This is a genomic window from Dyella humicola (genome assembly GCF_026283945.1).
GTDB classification, from domain to species: Bacteria; Pseudomonadota; Gammaproteobacteria; order Xanthomonadales; family Rhodanobacteraceae; genus Dyella; species Dyella humicola.
The window spans coordinates 3,148,350-3,165,937 of the sequence record NZ_JAPDPC010000001.1; the positions used below are offsets into that span (position 1 = coordinate 3,148,350).

General features: G+C 62.2%; 14 protein-coding genes. 7 read left to right on the forward strand and 7 right to left on the reverse strand.

Annotation, left to right across the window (positions count from 1 at the left end; all coding sequences use genetic code 11):
* The first annotated feature begins 33 nt into the window (after positions 1 to 33).
* Together asnB and OUZ30_RS13980 are read left to right on the forward strand one after the other, a co-directional pair.
* Complete coding sequence (asnB, locus tag OUZ30_RS13975) at positions 34 to 1,935, forward strand: asparagine synthase (glutamine-hydrolyzing) (protein WP_266182916.1); 1,902 nt, start codon at positions 34 to 36, stop codon at positions 1,933 to 1,935.
* Positions 1,936 to 2,224: 289 nt separating this feature from the next.
* Positions 2,225 to 2,815, forward strand: coding sequence for a lipid-binding SYLF domain-containing protein (locus OUZ30_RS13980; RefSeq protein WP_266182917.1), 591 nt, complete (start codon positions 2,225 to 2,227; stop codon positions 2,813 to 2,815).
* 33 nt (positions 2,816 to 2,848) lie between these two features.
* Here OUZ30_RS13980 and OUZ30_RS13985 read toward each other — a convergent pair whose 3' ends face one another.
* The 6 genes from OUZ30_RS13985 to OUZ30_RS14010 all read right to left on the reverse strand — a co-directional run bounded on the left by OUZ30_RS13985 (position 2,849) and on the right by OUZ30_RS14010 (position 10,227).
* Positions 2,849 to 3,343, reverse strand: a complete 495-nt coding sequence (locus tag OUZ30_RS13985) for a hypothetical protein (RefSeq protein WP_266182918.1) — start codon at positions 3,341 to 3,343, stop codon at positions 2,849 to 2,851.
* 132 nt (positions 3,344 to 3,475) lie between these two features.
* On the reverse strand, positions 3,476 to 3,907 hold the full coding sequence (locus OUZ30_RS13990) for a hypothetical protein (protein WP_266182919.1): 432 nt from the start codon (positions 3,905 to 3,907) through the stop codon (positions 3,476 to 3,478).
* A 313-nt stretch (positions 3,908 to 4,220) separates the two neighbouring features.
* Entirely contained in the window at positions 4,221 to 5,870 is a 1,650-nt protein-coding gene (locus tag OUZ30_RS13995; RefSeq protein ID WP_266182920.1) for a M20/M25/M40 family metallo-hydrolase, read from the reverse strand.
* 256 nt (positions 5,871 to 6,126) lie between these two features.
* The gene (locus OUZ30_RS14000) at positions 6,127 to 6,816 is read right to left on the reverse strand and encodes a Fe2+-dependent dioxygenase (RefSeq protein WP_266182921.1); all 690 of its coding nucleotides are present in this window, start codon (positions 6,814 to 6,816) and stop codon (positions 6,127 to 6,129) included.
* A gap of 19 nt (positions 6,817 to 6,835) precedes the next feature.
* Entirely contained in the window at positions 6,836 to 9,001 is a 2,166-nt protein-coding gene (locus OUZ30_RS14005; RefSeq protein WP_266182922.1) for a TonB-dependent receptor, read from the reverse strand.
* A gap of 395 nt (positions 9,002 to 9,396) precedes the next feature.
* A complete protein-coding gene (locus tag OUZ30_RS14010) occupies positions 9,397 to 10,227 on the reverse strand; it encodes a plasmid replication/partition related protein (RefSeq protein WP_266182923.1) in 831 nt (276 codons plus the stop codon).
* Positions 10,228 to 10,606: 379 nt separating this feature from the next.
* Between OUZ30_RS14010 and OUZ30_RS14015 the strand changes: the two genes are divergently transcribed.
* The 5 genes from OUZ30_RS14015 (at position 10,607) to OUZ30_RS14035 (ending at position 16,590) form a co-directional block, all read left to right on the forward strand.
* Positions 10,607 to 11,071, forward strand: a complete 465-nt coding sequence (locus tag OUZ30_RS14015; RefSeq protein WP_266182924.1) for a nuclear transport factor 2 family protein — start codon at positions 10,607 to 10,609, stop codon at positions 11,069 to 11,071.
* Positions 11,072 to 11,158: 87 nt separating this feature from the next.
* Positions 11,159 to 12,103 (forward strand): peptidylprolyl isomerase, encoded by a 945-nt coding sequence (locus tag OUZ30_RS14020; RefSeq protein ID WP_266182925.1) that lies wholly within the window; start codon positions 11,159 to 11,161, stop codon positions 12,101 to 12,103.
* A 114-nt stretch (positions 12,104 to 12,217) separates the two neighbouring features.
* A complete protein-coding gene (locus OUZ30_RS14025; protein ID WP_266182926.1) occupies positions 12,218 to 14,377 on the forward strand; it encodes an AsmA family protein in 2,160 nt (719 codons plus the stop codon).
* 85 nt (positions 14,378 to 14,462) lie between these two features.
* A complete protein-coding gene (locus tag OUZ30_RS14030; protein ID WP_266182927.1) occupies positions 14,463 to 15,392 on the forward strand; it encodes a DMT family transporter in 930 nt (309 codons plus the stop codon).
* Between the two features lie 79 nt (positions 15,393 to 15,471).
* Entirely contained in the window at positions 15,472 to 16,590 is a 1,119-nt protein-coding gene (locus OUZ30_RS14035; protein ID WP_266182928.1) for a calcium:cation antiporter, read from the forward strand.
* A 111-nt stretch (positions 16,591 to 16,701) separates the two neighbouring features.
* Here the strand turns inward: OUZ30_RS14035 and OUZ30_RS14040 are convergent, their stop codons facing one another.
* Positions 16,702 to 17,544, reverse strand: a complete 843-nt coding sequence (locus tag OUZ30_RS14040) for a copper resistance protein B (protein WP_266182929.1) — start codon at positions 17,542 to 17,544, stop codon at positions 16,702 to 16,704.
* Positions 17,545 to 17,588 lie beyond the last annotated feature (44 nt).

Consider the following 17,588-nt stretch of genomic DNA (forward strand, 5'->3'; position numbering starts at 1 on the left):
CGCTTCACCTAATTGGCTCGAGGGTTTTCAACGATGTGCGGAATCGGTGGCATATTGAATCGGACCACGGGCGAATCGGCTCCCATCGTGGAGCTGAAGACGCGCGCCATGCTCCGGGCGATGGCGCACCGCGGGCCAAACGGAAACGCGATTTTCTCTAGTCGCGACTTGGTCATGGCGGTCAATCGCCTGGCGATCCGTGGGGTCGACCAAGAGCAGCCCCCCTTGATCGAACATGAGGACGGCATCGTCGTTGCCTGCAACGGCGAGATCGACAATCACCGCGAGCTGAGGCGCACACTGGAACAAAGCGGACACGTCATCCCCCAGAGCACCGACGTAGCCGTTATTGCACCGCTTTATCTTGAAAAAGGGCTCGCTTTCCTCGAGCACTTGCAAGGGGTATTTGCCATCGCCCTGTGGGATGCGCGAAATCAGCGGCTCATTCTCGCGAGAGACCGCGCTGGCGAACGCCATCTTTACTACTCGACCTCCGACAGCGCGGTGTTTTTCGCCTCGGAGCTCTCGGCCCTGGTGGCTGCTCAAGGCCCAGCCGCGCAGCTTGATTCGGCCTCGCTGGCCCACTATCTACGCTCGGGATATTGCCCATCGCCGCGTAGCCTGCTGGAAGATCATCGCAAGGTCCGCCCCGGCGAAATGATCGTCATTGAACCGGCGGGTACGCGATGCGTGCGCTACTGGACTTCGCCGATTGGCGTCGCCAAGCAGTCCATGCCAAGCAAGGATGCGTTCGACCAGATCTTTCGAAATGCGGTGCGGCGACAGAGCGATATCGATGTCGACTACGGCGTTCTGCTGAGCGGCGGCGTCGACTCTGCCCTGATGACGGCGGTTGCGCGCAGCCTGCGCCCGGACAAGAAACTCTCTGCCTACTGTATCCGCTTCGCCGAAGCATCGTTCGACGAAGGCGGCCATGCTGCACAAATGGCCGCCCACCTCGGCTGCGACTTCGTGCCGGTAACCGTCTCCCCCACCGACGTGCCCGAAGGCATCCGCCAGCTGGTCTCGACCACGGGAGAACCACTGGCCGACCCGGCTTGGCTGCCGCTGGCACTGGTGACCCGACGAGCAGCCGAGGATGTGCGTGTCCTGCTTGCCGGTGAAGGTGCGGATGAGCTGTTCGGCGGTTACCCCACCTACCTGGGCGCGCACCTGGCCAGCCGCTATGCCCGCCTTCCCGCTGTATTGCGATCGAGCATCCAGCGCCTCGTCGAGCGCCTCCCGGTTAGCGACAAGAAGGTCACCGTCTCTTTTCTTCTCAAGCGCTTTGTGCGAGGCCAGGAGCTCGATGGACTGACGCGTCACCTGCTTTGGACCGCCAGCATTTCGCCCGACTGGATGCGACGCCTTGGCGTAGAGCCGCCCATCGACTTCACGGATCACGACCTTGGCGCCGTCGTCGATGCCCTCCAGAATTATGACTTCGGACATTCGCTGCCCGATGCCTTGATGGCCAAGGCGGACCGCGGTGGCATGTATCACGGCGTCGAGATCAGAGCGCCATTTCTCGATCAGACGGTCATCGAGTTTGCCGCCACCTTGCCGCTGGAAGCCCGTGTTCACGGCCTCACCACCAAGGTGTTCCTCAAGGACTACGCGCAGCGCTACCTGCCCCGCTCCGCGGTAACCCAGCGCAAGCGAGGCCTTTCCGTACCGCTTTCGCAATGGCTTCGCGGCCCGCTGTACGACTGGGCCAGGTCACGGCTGGCCAGCCGAGCGCTCGCCGGCGCGGGCATCGATACCGATGTCGCACAGGCGCTGATGACGGAACATTGCCTGCGTTCCAACGACCACGCACGCGCGATCTGGACGCTCATCGTGCTCAGCGAATGGCTGGAGTGGCTTGCGCGGACGCGCGCAACGGCCGGCGATGAGGTCGGCGTCCCGCCCGAGCTTCGATTGCTGACTGTCTGACCCCCTCAGCCCTTCGCTCCCGAACGGCCCAAGAGATATTTCACGCCTCGACGTGAGGCGCCTCGTATCCGCAAAACTACGTAGTGCAGGCCGGTACTTTTTCGCTGGTGCTCAGGACTCCACGGGTTTCTACTTAGTGGTGAGGCGCGCTGGCATGCGCATGCCCGGTCGGCCTGCAACCGATCCGGGCGACCGCAGATAAACGGACGCGCCAATCGCCAGCGGCCAATTGTCCGTCTTCAAGTGCCACGCTCCTTCACCGATCTCTCGCCAAGAGGAAGTCGACGCCATGTTCAAGCAAATCAAATTTGCTGCCTTGGTCCCCATCCTTTTCATGGTGGCGGCCTCCTCTTCCATCGCTGCGTCACCGCTGACTGGCGCCCCTCAAGCTTCGTCCAAGGAACAAGCGAAAGATGCGAAGTTGAGGAGCGACAGTTTTGCCGCGTTGAATTCACTGTACGCATCGGAGCCAAAGGCCAAGGAGTTTGCCAAGAAGTCCAAGGCCATACTGGTCTTCCCGAACATCCTCAAGGCAGGCTTCATGGTCGGCGGACAAGGCGGCGACGGTGTGCTGATCGAGGGTGGCAAAGTGGTGGGCACGTTCAACCTCTCGGCGGCATCGTTTGGATTTCAGGCAGGCGCACAGTCGTTCGCTCAAGTCATGTTTTTCACCACCAACGACGCGATCGCATACCTCGACAAGAGTGATGGCTGGTCGGTCGGCGTGGGGCCGAGCATCGTCGTAGTCGACCAGGGCATGGCCAAGACAGCGACGACCCAGACGCTTAGCTCGGATGTGTACGTCTTCATCTTCGGGCAGCGCGGGCTGATGGCCGGCGCGGGCGTGCAAGGCCAGAAAATCACCAGGATCAGAAACTAGGTACGGCTAGTGATCTTGCAGCGTGCCGCCTGGCTAGTCGGCACGCTGTCTGGCCGGTGCAGCGGGAACGGAATCGACGGGAATATTCGCCTCGATCCAGCCTGCCATGAACGCCTCGAGCGCCACGCGCGGCGGGACCTCGAGACCAGCTTCCCGTACGAACGCCATGGCGGCCTTGATAAACGCCTGCCTCGACACGCTGGAGGCCTGGCGAGCCGCCGCCTGCCGCTGTCGCAGCTGGACGATGTGGGGTGACGGCTGGCCGGGCTTGGCGAATTTCTGGTAGCGACGCAGCTCAGCAGCCACCAGTTCGCCATCGAGCGATGCCTGCCATACTGCCTTCTGCGCCTTCAACAGCTGCATCAGGCAGCCGGCGGCCTTGGTCAGCACTCCCGTACCACCCGCCGCCAGCAGCATGCCGCTCAGGGACGGGGACAGCGTTGGGGTCCCCAGCAAGGGCTCGCCCTCGCCCAGACGTTCCATCTGGCAGAGAAAGTCAGCGTGAGGAAAGGCTTTGATGGTGACCATGATCGACCTGCACGGGGAGCGCAAACGACGAGTCTTTCACAAGCACGTCGCCAACGGCTCCCTGGCGCAGCGTCCCACACCGAGGCGCCAGTGATTGGGGAGGTCTAGCCCTCCCCAACCCTCCCGAGCACGTCAGGGACTGCTCGCCTTGGCCGCCAGGTCGCTGGCCGTCAATGGCCCGATCGAAACGGTGTCCGTATGCGAAGCGATGAATTCACGAAATTCGAGCGACGCCTTCAGGCCGACGGCCAGCCCTTTGGCCTTGGCTGCGTCGTCCTCTTTCTTCTGTTGCGCGTCGGTCAAATCCGGAGCGATGGCGATGTAATCCCAGGAATCGCCCTGAAAATGCCCGTACCATTGCGCGCGCGGCAGACCAAGCTGCTGATCGAGGGCATCTCGTTCGGCCATCCATTTGAGAAATGCCACATGCTTGCCGGGCGCAACGCGATAGAGCGAAATCACCGCGCGGCCGGGCTCCTTCGTCGACGCGCCACTCTGTGCCATCACCATCGGTGCGGCCAGAGCCAAGCCAATGAACAGACATCTGCTGATCAAGCGATACATGGAATTCTCCTCGTGAATTCGTATGCCAGAAGACCGGTACGAACGACGACCAGGGAGCGCCGGTGTCACTCTCAAGCGGGGCGGGCTACACTAAACGAAGAGATTGCTCCAGCAACGTACACCCGCAGTCAGGCGCTCCGCAACAGCGGAGCCGCGTCGCGCACGACGAAGCCAAAACAGACGCTCGGGGAACGAGGAAACCGGGCCGCGTGCCGTGGTCGCACCGGCCCACAATCAGATCGCGAATCAACGACGATGCGCGGAAGGCGCGGACGCGATGGTCATCGCGCCCGCGCTGGCCTACGTGGGCCGCTTAATTGGCCATCTGACCGCCGGGATGGGATACGAAGCGAGGCGGCGTGGAGCCGTCGGCGAATTGCCAGGCGCTGAGATAAGCGAGCTTGAGGATCTTCGCCATCTTCGGATAATCGATCTTGTCGGCGGTATCGCTGGGATGGTGATAGTCCGGATGGAAGCCGGTGAACCACCAGAACGCCGGCACGTTGTGCAATACAAACGGAAACTGGTCGGAACGGAAGAATACGTTGAGCGCGTACTCGTGGTCGAAGCGATCGTCCAGCACCAGGCCCACCTGCTCGTTCTGCTTGGCCACGGTGCGCTGGTAGTCGGGGCTGTAAGCAGCGCCAATCAGGTTGAGGCGGTTGCTGGTATCGGCAGGAACCTGAATCAGGCCGTCAGTCTGGGGGCTGGGCTTCTCGTCGCGGCCGATCATGTCGAAATTGATCATGGCCCGCGTCGTATCCAACGGACGCAGCGGATGCGCTGCGAGATAGTAGGCACCGAGCAGGCCACGCTCTTCCGCCGCAAATACCGCGAACAGGATCGAGCGCCTGGGCTTGGCGGGATTGGCGGCAAAGGCACGCGCCAGGGTCACCACACCGACCGTGCCCGACGCATTGTCGTCGGCGCCATGCCATATCTTGCCGTCGCTTTCGCCATCGTGGTCATGATGTGCGCTGATGATGATCGTTTCCGGCGCCAGCTTGGGATCACTTCCCTCCACCAGCCCGACGGCATTCCACGCGACAGCCTCCCGACGCGAACTGTTGTGCAGGTGCAGGTCGATGGCCGTATCCAGCAGCGCCATCGAGTGTGACTTGAGGTCCTTGTCGATGGCGTTCTGCAAGGCACCCGGCGTGCTGCCGCTCGTTGCCAGCAGCTGGCCGGAAACGTCAGCCGAAATCACCATGCTCGGAATATGCAGTGGGTTGTCCACCAGCGCCTGGGAAGGAATCGGATTGGCGGCGTGTTCGGCATGATGGCCGATGCGCGCACGGATCTCCTGCGCCGAGGGATGGTTGTGGTTCGGCTCGGGCGCGATCAACACGGCGACGGCGCCATGTTCCTGCGCATTGAGCACCTTCACGTAGCCCGTGGCATAGCGCGTGTTGCCGGTGCCGTTGAAAATCGAGTTGGCATCCGTTTCCTGCGGCTCGTGATCGAACACCACCACGGCCTTACCCTTGACATCGAGACCGGTGTAATCGTCGTAGCCCAACTCCGGCGCCGTGATGCCGTAGCCGGCAAACACGACCGGCGCATCGACATCGATATCCTCGGGGAAGGCGCCCGATACATCGGGGCTTTTCCACTCCAAGCTCTTGCCTTGACGCTTCAGCGTGAGCCGTGTGGCCTGGGCATCGGGCCGGTATTCCACCAACGGCACCGCCTGGAGATAGCTGGGATGTCCTTGCGCGTCGGTGGCAACAGGCTTGAGCCCGGCCTTGGCGAACTCCGAAGCGACCCACTGTGCGGCAGCATCATCGCCGGGCTGAAGCGAAAGCCGTCCCTGCAATGCGTCGGATGCAAGAAAGCCGACATCCGCGCGCAGGTCGCGCTCGCGAATCTGTGCAAGACCGGGCTGCTCGCTCGACTGCGCAGCGGCAAACGCTGTGGCGGACACACTCGCGGCAAACGCGATAGCGAGGAAGGTACGTGGCATGGGTACTCCTGGGGTAGCTCGGACGTCCAGATGTCCGGAGATGGGCTACCGAGGGTGCCATGTCGGCGCCGCCTCGGCAAACGAGCGCTGCCATGTCAAAGATCACGCGAGGCCCCGAATGCATCGCCATGCTCGATATTCCAGTGTCAACCGACGTCGCCCCTCGAACGCAACACGCCGCCCGGGCCCACGTGCCTTCGATTGCCAAGCAACCTGTGAATAGGCAATGCGGCGATGTCAGCGGCCAATCGCGCCGCTACGCCACGTCCGACCACATGCGCATCAGGTTGTGATAGCAGCCGGTCAGCTCTACGCGAGCGGCCGGATCGCTTTGACTGGCGTTGAGACGCTGGATGCTTCGGTCCAGATCGAACAGCAGGGCGCGCTGCTCGTTATTGCGCACCATGCTTTGCACCCAGAAGAAACACGCCAGGCGGGCGCCGCGGGTCACCGGCGTCACTTGGTGCAGGCTGCTGGCCGGATAGACGATCATGTCGCCTGCCGCGAGTTTCACCGACTGCGTGCCGTAGACATCCTCGATCTGCAGTTCGCCGCCGTCATAGCTTTGCGGATCGGCCAGGAACAGCGTGGCCGAGAGATCGGTGCGGATCTTCTCCTTGCTGCCCGGAACAAGACGTACCGAACCATCGACATGGCTGCCGAAGTGCATGCCGCCTTCGTAGCGATTGAACATCGGCGGATACACCCGATGGGGCAAGGCCGCGCTGATGAACAACGGATGCCGTTCCAGCACGCCAAGGACGATGTCGCCCAGCTCCCTCGTCATGGGCGTCTCTTCGGCGAGCTGAAGGTTGCGCTTGACCTGGGCGCCCTGATGGCCGGCGGTAGCGCGCCCATCCACCCATGGCGCCTCGGCGCTGTCCAGCCGCTGCCGGAACAGCTTGAGCTGCTCGCCATTGAGGATGCCTGGAATCACTACCAGCATGGCAATCGGTCCCTTGCGATCAAAGCCGATAAGTCACGGTCAGCAATTCGGTGGCACCCAGGCCCGGGATCGAGCGGCCGCCATCGGACTGGATGACCCCGACGAAATACTTCTTGTCGGTGAAGTTGAGCATATTCAGGCGAATATCGTATTTCGGCTGATGGTACGCGACCGTGGCGTCCCAGCGGGTATAGCCGCCCACGCTGACCAGATTGTTGTTGGCCGCGTAGCGCAACGACTGATAAGTCGCCCCGCCACCAACCTCCCAGTGCTTGGTGACATTGTAGGTGCTCCAGAGCGTGCCGCTGTTGCGCGGCGTGTTGGCCAGCACATTGCCCTGGGTCCCATCCAGCGCCTTGACGATGTCCGAATTGAGTCGCGTATAGCCGGAGAAGATCTGCCACTGTTCGGTCAGCTGGCCGGTGGCGCCCAACTCGACGCCACGCACGCGCACCGTGCCTTCCAGCTCGTATTCACCGGTGGACGTCTGGGTGCGGGCATTGGTCTTGGTGACCTGGAAGGCAGCCGCATTCAGCAGCAGGCGGTCATCCACAAAATCCCACTTGCCGCCCGCCTCGTAGGACCGGTTTTTCTCCGGCTGCAGCGCTTGCGTGCCGTTGGTCACGGTAAGCGTTTCCAGCGACGGATCGAACGACGTGCCGTAGGACAGGTAGTACGACTGCTCATGCGTGGGCTGGAAGATCAGGCCGCTGCGCACGCTGGTGAAGTAGACCGTTTGCGCGGCGTTGGGCGGCAAGGAGATCGTGTTGGTGAGGTCGGCGGCGAAGCGGTCGCGGCGCAAGCCCGCCACCAGTTGCCACTGCTCGTTGAAGTGCATGGTGTCGTTGGCATACACGCCGGCCGTATCGGCGCTCCCCAATGCATGGTTACCGACGCTGCGCGTGACGTTGTCCGGCTGCGCCTGCACGCCCGGATCGAGCAGCGACACCAGCGGCAGATGATTGCGGGTATAGCCCTGATTGTCATAGTTGTCGTGGCCGAGTTCGAGCCCAGTGAGAAGCTCATGGTGCACGCTGCCGGTATCAAAATTGGCCATGAGGTCGGTCTGACTGTCGAACGAACGGTCGTGGATCACGCGATCGTGGCTGGCCAACTGCACGAGCAGATCCTGCAAGGGCAGATCGGTCGGATTGCCGGCGTTCTTGTTCAGCGTCACGCCGGTGTTGGTCACCACGGCATTGGGCGCCGTTTCACGAGCATCCACTTTATAGGTGCTGTACTGCAGCTGGCTGCGCAACTGCAGGTCTTCGTTGAAATGGTGATCGAGCCGCGCACTGAACGCGTTGATGGTTTGCGTGGTGCGGTCGGTGGTGAAGCCGTAATAGTTGGCGTGACTGACCGCAGCGGGACGACCATTGACGGGCGGCAGGCCGTAGTCGGGCTGATCAATATTGCGCTGGAGCAGCGCCGACAAGGTGATCTCGGTCGGCGTACCGATGCCAAAGCGCAACGATGGCGCGATGCCGCCGTCGCGATTGGAGACCACGTCGCGCGTGGAATGGATGTCCTGGGCGAAGACGTTCAGGCGCCCCGCCGAGGTGGCTGAAAGCGGCGTGTTGAAATCGCCGCTGACGCGGTAATGATCGTCGCTGCCGACGGTAGCCGACAACTCGGCGTTGGGTTTCAGTTCCGGCACCTTGCTGACCTGATTGATCACGCCACCGGTCGAGCCACGCCCGAACAGCATCGAAGATGGTCCCTTGAGCACCTCGACCGCGGCGAGATCGAAAGTGTCGCGGTAGTACTGGCCACGATCGCGAAAACCGTCGAGATAGATATCCGTGCGTGCGCTGAAGCCGCGCAGGTTGATGTTGTCGCCGATGGTGCCGCCTTCTGCCGCGGTGATCGTGATGCCCGGTACATTGCGTAGCGCATCGGCCAGCGAGGTCGCGCCCTGGGCGTTGAGCAGATCGCGATTGATCACCACGACGGACTGGGGAATATCGCGCAAGGCGGTCGGCACCTTGGCGCCGATCGTCGACGTATCGGTGTCGTAGCTGTTGCCGATGACGCTGCCGGTAACGTGAACGGCACCCAGCGTCTTGGTCGCATTGTCCGAGCTCGGCGGATCTGACGGCGTGGCCGACTGCGCCCATGCCGAGAGGGGCAGAACAAGAGCGGCGACCAGGGCTGCATGCAGGGGATGAGTTCGCAGGTTCGGCATAAGTGGTTTCAGTGAGTCGATAGGACGGTCAGGAACACCCCTCGCCTGCTCCAACAGCCAGAACGAAAGTAGCGAGACGACAACTGTAAATAAGAATGGTTGTCATTATCGACACCAGTTACGTAATTGTGAAGCGCAATATTTTGCGACGCATGCCGTTTCTTTCTGCCCCACATGCAGGTGATTCGAAGGCAGGTTTCGGCGTCCGTCTCCGTACTCTTGGGCGTATGGCTGAAATGGGCCGAAGCGCTGGATTCCGGCGTTGGCCGGAATAACGTGAGGAAGGGTTGATGTCGGATCGATGGCGGTGGATCGAGTGCTTCACTTGATCCTTCTGTGGGCGCAGGCTGGATGAGATCAAGCCTGCCAGCGCCGGCGCTAACCAAACCTACGATTCAATCGACCTTGTCCTGCAGCAGGGACAGCTGCCTGCGCAACGCCTCGTTTTCGGCTGTCAGTTCGGCCACGCGTCGGCGCAAAGTCACCAACTCACCCGGGTCGACCTCCTCGGCCGCTTCCTGGATAGCGGGCTCCTTCGGAGGCTTGCGGCGGGAATCGCGCACACGCTTGGCGGCTTGCTTCAGCTCATCGCTGCCAGCTATCGCCGCTGCGCGCTGCTCCTCCTCGGGAAGGCTTGCGACCGCCGCCGCCGCATTGATCGAAAGCGTGCCCGACTTCACTGCCGCCACCACCTCGGGTGCGGCTTGCTTCTGGATTTTCTCGATCAGCACCACCTGGTTGTTGCTCAGGCGCGCCTCACGAGCGATCGCCTGACGACTCGGCAATGGCTCAGGCTCCGAGGCAGCAGAGGGAAACGCGTCGGACGTTGCTTCGTCAGCCGCTGTTGCCGATGCTTCGACCACCGGTTTCGCCTGCTCTTCGGCTTCCTGCACGCGTGCCCGACGTTCCGCCAGAATCTCGCGCTTGCGCAACGCAAGCACACCGCGCTGAAAGTCGGAAACGCTGCGGCGCCCAAGGTGCTGCTCGATCATCCACAAGTGCACGTCGCCCATGGACTGAAAACGCGTGTTCTGCACTGTCTGGAACGGCAGGTCGTGCTTGCGGCAAATGCCGTAACGGTTATGTCCATCCACCAGGATGTCGCCCCACAGCACCAGCGCATCGCGGCAACCCTCGGCAAGCAGGCTTCGCTCCAACGCCTCGTATTCGTCCGCCGTCAGCGGGTCGATATAGGCCTTGAGTTCTTCGTTGACAACGATATCCATGGATACGATCTGGACCACCAAAAAGGGCCGGGCATTGTAGAGAAGCAGCGCGAGGATTGCCTGCCTGCCGGCACCCATCGGGTTGATCGCTTGCGCTTCCATGCGCCTCGGCGTTGGCAAGCAGGCGAAGGGCGAATCGACCCATGCAGGCCCGGCGCCTGGATAGAAGCCGCGGCTCGCCCCGCCTGGATCCGATCGGCAGCCCGGCGGCTTTGAACAAGCGAACGAACTACATCAATGAAGTAGCCAAAACGGATATAGAATTTCCGCTGTTCACGCCCTCGAAAGCGGCTTGACACCCAGCGCATCCTCGGCCCGGTCGGCCGGTACGCTGCCAGTACCGACAAGATTGGCCAGCCCTTACCCCAGAGGCACCCTCATGAGCCGACCACCACTCCCCCCATTCACTCTCGAAACTGCCATTCAAAAAGTGCGACTGGCGGAAGATGCATGGAACACCCGCAATCCATCGCAGGTAGCTCAGGCCTATACACCGGACAGTCACTGGCGCAACCGCAGCCAGTTTCTGCAGGGCCGCGAAAGCATTGAAGCCTTCCTTACCCTCAAGTGGCAACGCGAGCTCGACTATCGCCTGATCAAGGAACTCTGGGCATTCCGTGAAAACCGCATTGCCGTTCGCTTCGCCTATGAATGGCGCGACGATAGTGGGCAGTGGTATCGCAGTTACGGCAATGAGAACTGGGAATTCGACGCAGAGGGATTAATGGGGCGACGTATCGCGAGCATCAACGATGCCCCCATCGCAAGCGAAGCAAGGAAGTACCATTGGGCCCTTGGGCGCCGTCCCGACGATCACCCTTCGCTATCGGATCTGGGCTTCTAGTAAGCGGTCCCGCGTCCGTGCCGGAAGACCCGGACGCCATGCGCGGCAGACTCTGCTAACTTGGGATCTTTGACTCCGGGGGATCTCATGTTGCCGCGCCTACGCCTTGCCGCCGCCCTTGCGCTTGCCATCGCCTCGTTCGCCGTTGATGTCGCGGCGGACGAAGCCACGCCCGCACACACGCCGACCACGAAAGAACTGTTGGCCAAGTCCAAGCCGGAAGAGTGGCGCGCGCCCAACCCCCAGAACCTGTTGGTGATGCAGCTGCCGCAAGGCAAGGTGGTGATCGAGCTGGCGCCGGATTTCACGCCACTACACGCGGCCAACATCCGCACCATGGCGCGTGAGCACTACTACGACCAACTCGCCATCGTTCGCGTGCATGACAATTTCGTCACCCAGTGGGGCGATCCGGCCACTGACGACAATGGCGACAAGAGCAAGCTCAAGTCGCTGGGCTCGGCAAGGTCCACCTTGCCGCCCGAGTACACCCGCACGATTGATGCGAAGCTCCCGTTCACCGCCCTGCCCGACGGCGACGTCTATGCACCGGAAGTCGGCTTCTCCGATGGCTTTCCGGTGGCGCGCAACAAGGCGACCGGACAGGAGTGGCTGACCCACTGCTACGGCATGGTGGGCGTGGGACGCGACAACGATCCGCAAAGTGGCAGTGGTAGCGAGCTCTATGCCGTGATTGGCCAGGCGCCGCGTGGACTGGATCGCAACCTCGCCGTGGTCGGTCGCGTACTGCAGGGCATGGAGTATTTGTCCGGTCTGCCGCGCGGCACGGGTCCGCTGGGTTTCTACGAGCAGCCGTCGCAGCATGTGACCATCAGCTCGGTGCGCCTGATGTCCGACCTGCCCGAGGCCCAGCGCAGCAAGGTCGAAGTGCTGCGCACCGACAGCGCCACCTTCGCCGCCCTGGTCGAAGCCAAGCGCAATCGCCGCGACGACTTCTATCAATTCCCGGCAGGTAAAGTCGATCTGTGCAGCATCACCATTCCGGTCCGCGAGGCCAGGACGTCTCGCTGATGCGCGTGAACACCGTCTAAGCGCCCCTGCCAGTAACGACACATTCTTCATACTTGCATCGCCAGGATGCAAGGTGAACATCGAAGCCATGCTCGTGCGTGGCGGGAGCGCGGCATGCGGCGCGGCTGGAAGTTATTGTCCCTGGTAGTCGGCGTGCTGGCGGCGCTGCTCATCGTACTGCTTGTCGTCATCGCGACGTTCGATTGGAATCGGCTCAAGCCAAGCATCAATACGCAAGTCAGCGAGAGGATGGGGCGCCCCTTCGCGATCCAAGGCGATCTCAGCGTGCGCTGGCGGCGCGACACTGGCGGAGGCGGTTTGGCTGCCCTGATGCCATGGCCAGAGTTCATCGCCAAGAACATCACGATCGGCAATCCTGACTGGGCCAAGCAAGCGAATTTTGCCCAGCTCGATGCCGTGTACTTTCGCGTCGCGCCATGGCCGCTGATCGTGCATCGCATCGATATACCGGTGGTGTTCCTGGTGCTGCCGGTTATCGATCTGGAACGCGACGCGCAAGGCCGCGCGACATGGGATTTCAACCCTGCAACGGGCGCTGCGCCGTCGGCGTGGAACCTGGACTTGCACGCCATCGGCTTCGATCGTGGACACATCGCCCTGGACGACGCGGTCAACAAGGCCAACTTGCAGGTAACCGTGGAACCGCTCGAACGAGCCATTCCCTATGACCAGATCGTTGAACAACAGTCGTCCGACGCACGCGAGCAGGCGAGCAGAACCGTCGGCGCGGCGGCACGCAAAGAGCTCGCCAGGGCAGCCACCGAAAGCACCCCACAGCCCGCCCACACCAGCGCCACTTATCAGTTTGCGTGGCAGGCGGATGGGCACTATCAGGGCGTATCTGCAAAGGGCAGCGGCAAGACGGGTGCCGTGCTGGCGCTGGAGCAAACCGAGCAACCGTTCCCGGTTCAGGCCGATATGCATATCGGCGACAACCACATTGCCCTGGTAGGCACACTCACCGATCCGCTTCACCTCGCCGGGCTGGACGTGCGCCTGTGGTTCTCTGGCCGCAGCATGGCCAAGCTCTACCCGTTGATCGGCATCACGCTGCCTGACACGCCTGCGTATGCCACCGAAGGTCATTTGAAGGCGAGCCTACAGCGCGGAGCCAGTCATTATTCCTATGATAATTTCCGTGGCCGCGTTGGCGGCAGTGATCTTGCCGGCAGCGTGGTATACGAAACGGGCGGCGCGCGCCCCAAGCTCAGTGGCCAGGTGACCTCACAAGTATTGATGCTATCGGACCTGGCGCCACTCATCGGCGCAGACTCCAATACCGAGAAACAGCAACGCGGCGTTGCGACCGTGCAACCCGCGGACAAGGTCTTGCCGGTCGAGCCTTTTCGCACCGATCGCTGGCGCGCCATGGACGCTGACCTGACGTTCAGCGCGGGGCGCATCGTGCGCGAGGCTGCGCTCCCCATCGAGGCGGTGTCGACACATATCGTGATGAACCATGGGGTCATGCATCTGGACCCGCTCGCCTTCGGCCTTGCCGGGGGCAAGATCAACGGCGACCTGAGCCTGGACGGCAGCAACACGCCCATGCGGGGCGTGATGAAACTCAATGCTCGCCACGTGAAGCTGAATCAGCTATTCCCGAGGTTCGAGCCGATGCGCACCAGCCTGGGCGAGATCAATGGCGATGCCGCATTGAATGCACGCGGCAATTCGGTGAGCGAGTTGCTCGGCACGGCCACCGGTGAAGTGAAGCTGTTGATGAACGACGGCGTCATCAGCAAGACGTTGTTGGAAACGGCAGGTCTCAACGTGGGCAACATCGTGATCGGCAAGCTGTTCGGCGACAAGACGGTAAAGATCAACTGTGCCGCGTCCGACCTCACGGCAACCAACGGCCTGTTCGAGACGCGCCTGTTCGTCTTCGATACCGAGGATGCCACCGTCAAGATCGATGGCAGCATCAATTTCGCCGATGAGCGACTTGATCTCAACGTGCGCCCAGAATCCAAGGGCCTGCGCATCTTATCGTTGCGCTCGCCGCTATACGTCAGGGGCACCCTGAAAGACCCCGACGTCGGCGTGCAAGCGGGGCCGCTGATCTTGCGTAGTGGTGGCGCCCTTGCGCTTGGCGTGTTGGCAGCGCCGGTGGCCGCCCTGCTGCCACTGGTCGCCACCAGCAAGGACGATGAGACCAACGCCTGCGCTGGGGTGCTGGAGCAGATGCGCGGTCCGTCCAAGAGCCGACCGGTGCAGCCTGCACCGAAGTCCAAGCCCACGGCACCCGGCTGAGCCTGCCTTTCCGACCGCGGCGGGCTCCCGCGCACGCCAGGACGGCGGCTAGAATGCGGCGTCCCCTCCCCGCTGGCTCGTATTCATGCAACCCGTCACCAAGGCCCGCTGGCAGATCCATTTCTGCGTCCTGCTGTGGGGTTTCACGGCCATTCTCGGCAAGTTGATCACCTTGCCTGCCCTACCCTTGGTGTGGTGGCGCATGCTTTTGGTCGTGGCGGCGCTGTTCCTGTTTCCGAGCGTGTGGCGCGGCCTGAAGGCGATGCCATCAAGACTACGTTGGGCCTACGCCGGCATCGGCGTGCTGGTGTCGCTGCATTGGCTGACGTTCTACGCTGCGATCAAGCTGGCGAACGCATCGGTGGCGGCAACGTGCATTGCACTGGGACCCGTCTTTCTCTCCCTGGTCGAACCATGGATTGCACGTCGCAAGTTCGATCCTCGCGAGTTGCTGATCGGTGTCGCGGTCGTACCAGGCGTGGCAATGGTGGTCGGCGGCGTGCCCGCACAGATGCGACTGGGTATTGCCGTTGGTGCACTGTCCGCGCTGTTGGTGGCCTTGTTCGGCTCATACAACAAGCGACTGGTTGAGCATGCCGATCCGCTCACGGTGACCTGTATCGAGCTGGGCACGGGTACGCTGTTCCTTACCTTGCTGGCCCCGCTGTTGCCGCACATGGGCCCCGCGTTCGTGCTGCCCAGCCTGCACGATGCGGCCTTGCTGATGCTGCTGTCGTTCGGCTGCACCCTGCTGCCGTTTGCGCTGGCGTTAGTGGCCTTGCGCCATATGAGCGCTTTCGGCACGCAGATGGTGACCAATCTCGAACCGGTGTACGCCATCCTGCTGGCCATCGTGTTGCTTGGCGAACAACGCCAACTGGATGGCTGGTTCTACGCGGGTGTCGCCGTGATCCTGGCTGCCGTCTTCATCCATCCTTTGCTCAGCCGCCAGCAAGCGGCGCCCTCCCAGCCCGAGCTGCTGGGCACGTCCGAAAGCCACGGCATCGTCGAATAGCCCCAAACCCCGCACGACTGCGGCTAAAGTACGCCGGAACGAGCGTACGGGTTCTTCCAACCTTGGCGGGGTGGCTAGGATGAGGCTCAGTAGCGTGCCGTCGGTCTTCAGGGTCGAGTGGTTTCTGGCCTTGAGCTTGGCCACTTGTGTGATGTTCCTGATATTCGGCGACAAGCCGCTGGGAAGGCTGGATCAACCGCTGCAGCTTGGCCTCGCCTTCGCCTGGTTGTTCTTCGTGATACTCGGTGCGGCCCTGGCCGTCGTGCGCCATGCGGACCAGCTCGGCGAGAAGCTTGGCGAGCCCTATGGCACGCTGATCCTGACGCTGTCGATCACCTCCATCGAGGTCATCAGCATCACCGCCATCATGTTGCATGGCGAGAACAACCCGACGCTCGCACGCGATACCCTGTTCGCGGTCACCATGATCATTCTCAATGGCATGGTCGGGCTGTCCTTGCTGATGGGCGGATGGCGGCACCATGAGCAGCACTACAACCTGCAGGGTGCCAATGCCTATCTAGGCGTAGTGATTCCCCTTGGGGTACTGGCCCTGGTCTTGCCGAATTTCACCGTGACAACGGCGGGGCCGACCTTGTCCTTTGCACAGGAGTCGTTCGTTGCGATCATCTCCGTTGGCCTGTATGTCGCTTTCCTGGCCTTGCAGACGAGGCGGCATCGCGCGTACTTCGCAGGCTCCGTGCACGGCGAAGACAAGCACTCCGTCGATGATCACAGCTCATCCACTCGGCTACTGACGCACACGGTGCTGCTTGTGGCCTACATGGCCCAGGTCGTATTCCTCGCGGAGAAGCTGGCGCAACCGGTGGATTACGTCGTCGAAACCATGAAGTGGCCGGCGGCCTTCGCCGGCCTGACCATGGCGATCCTGGTAGCGACTCCAGAGGCCATCGGCGCGGTACGCGCGGCGCGCGCCAATCACATGCAGCGCTCGGTCAATATTTTCCTTGGCTCGGTGCTGTCGACCATCGGCCTCACCATTCCGCTGATCTTGATGATCAGCCATCTGACCCGGCATCCCATCGTGTTGGGGCTGGAGCACACCGACCTGCTGCTCTTCATGCTTACGCTCGCGTTGTGTCTGGTGACGTTTTCGAGCGGTCACACCAACGTACTGCAGGGTGCTGTACACCTGATGCTCTTCGTCGCGTATCTGTTTTTCATCTTCCAGGGATAGCTGTTGCCGCTCGTCGGAACGGCGCCGCGGCGCTACGCGCCCTTGGTTCAAGGATATCTCGCAGCATTCCCCATCCAGCGGCCACGGACCACGTGGCAGTCGCAAACATTCTCAGAACCAGATCCGGACGCCGGCCAGCCACGACGTCTCCCGCGCCCGCAAGCTCGCAGCTGTGGCATCATCCTGCGTGCCGAAACGGCGCGTCCAGTTGATGCCGATATACGGAGCGAATTTCCTGCTGAATTCGTAGCGCATACGCAAGCCTGCTTCGACGTCGGACAGACCCGATGAAATGCCACGTTGCGGATCGTCCTTGCCATAGACATTCAGCTCCAGCTTCGGCGACAGAATCAACCGCTGAGTGAAGCGCAAGTCGTAGCTGGCCTCGAAGCGTGCGGCCGTGCGGCCCTGCTCGCCGACGTAAAACGTGGCCTGCGTTTCGAACCAGTACGGCGCCAGCCCCTGCACACCAAGCGCTGCCCATTGGCGGTTCGGTCCTTGTCCGACATCCTGGCGCACACCCAGCTGCCAGTCCCAGAAGCGCGTCCATGCGTGGCTCCACAACACGTCGACGCGAGCATCCTGGGTTCCTTCGCTGTCCCGCTCGCCTTCTGTCTTCAGCCACAGGCGATCGATACCATTGCCCCACCAACCCTCCGCCTCCCAGCTAGTGGCGTAATCGCCATTCGTACTGCGGCTACGCTCCAGACGATCGAACAGCAGCATGCCCAATGGCGGCGACGGATTCATTTCCATCGACTCCGTCATCTCCGCAGGCGTCATGGCATGCATGGTGGCTTGTGGCGGCGGTGGTGGCACATGGTCGTTTGGCGGACGCGTGTCCTCGGCCACCGGCTGTGATGCCGTCCCATGATCTGCATGTGGATCATCGTGGCCGGCACGCGGGTCCATCGGTGCAGATGTCGACATGCCGGGCATATCAGGCATGTTCATACTTTGTGCCCATGCCGACACGGGGAGCGCCGCCAGCAGTGTCA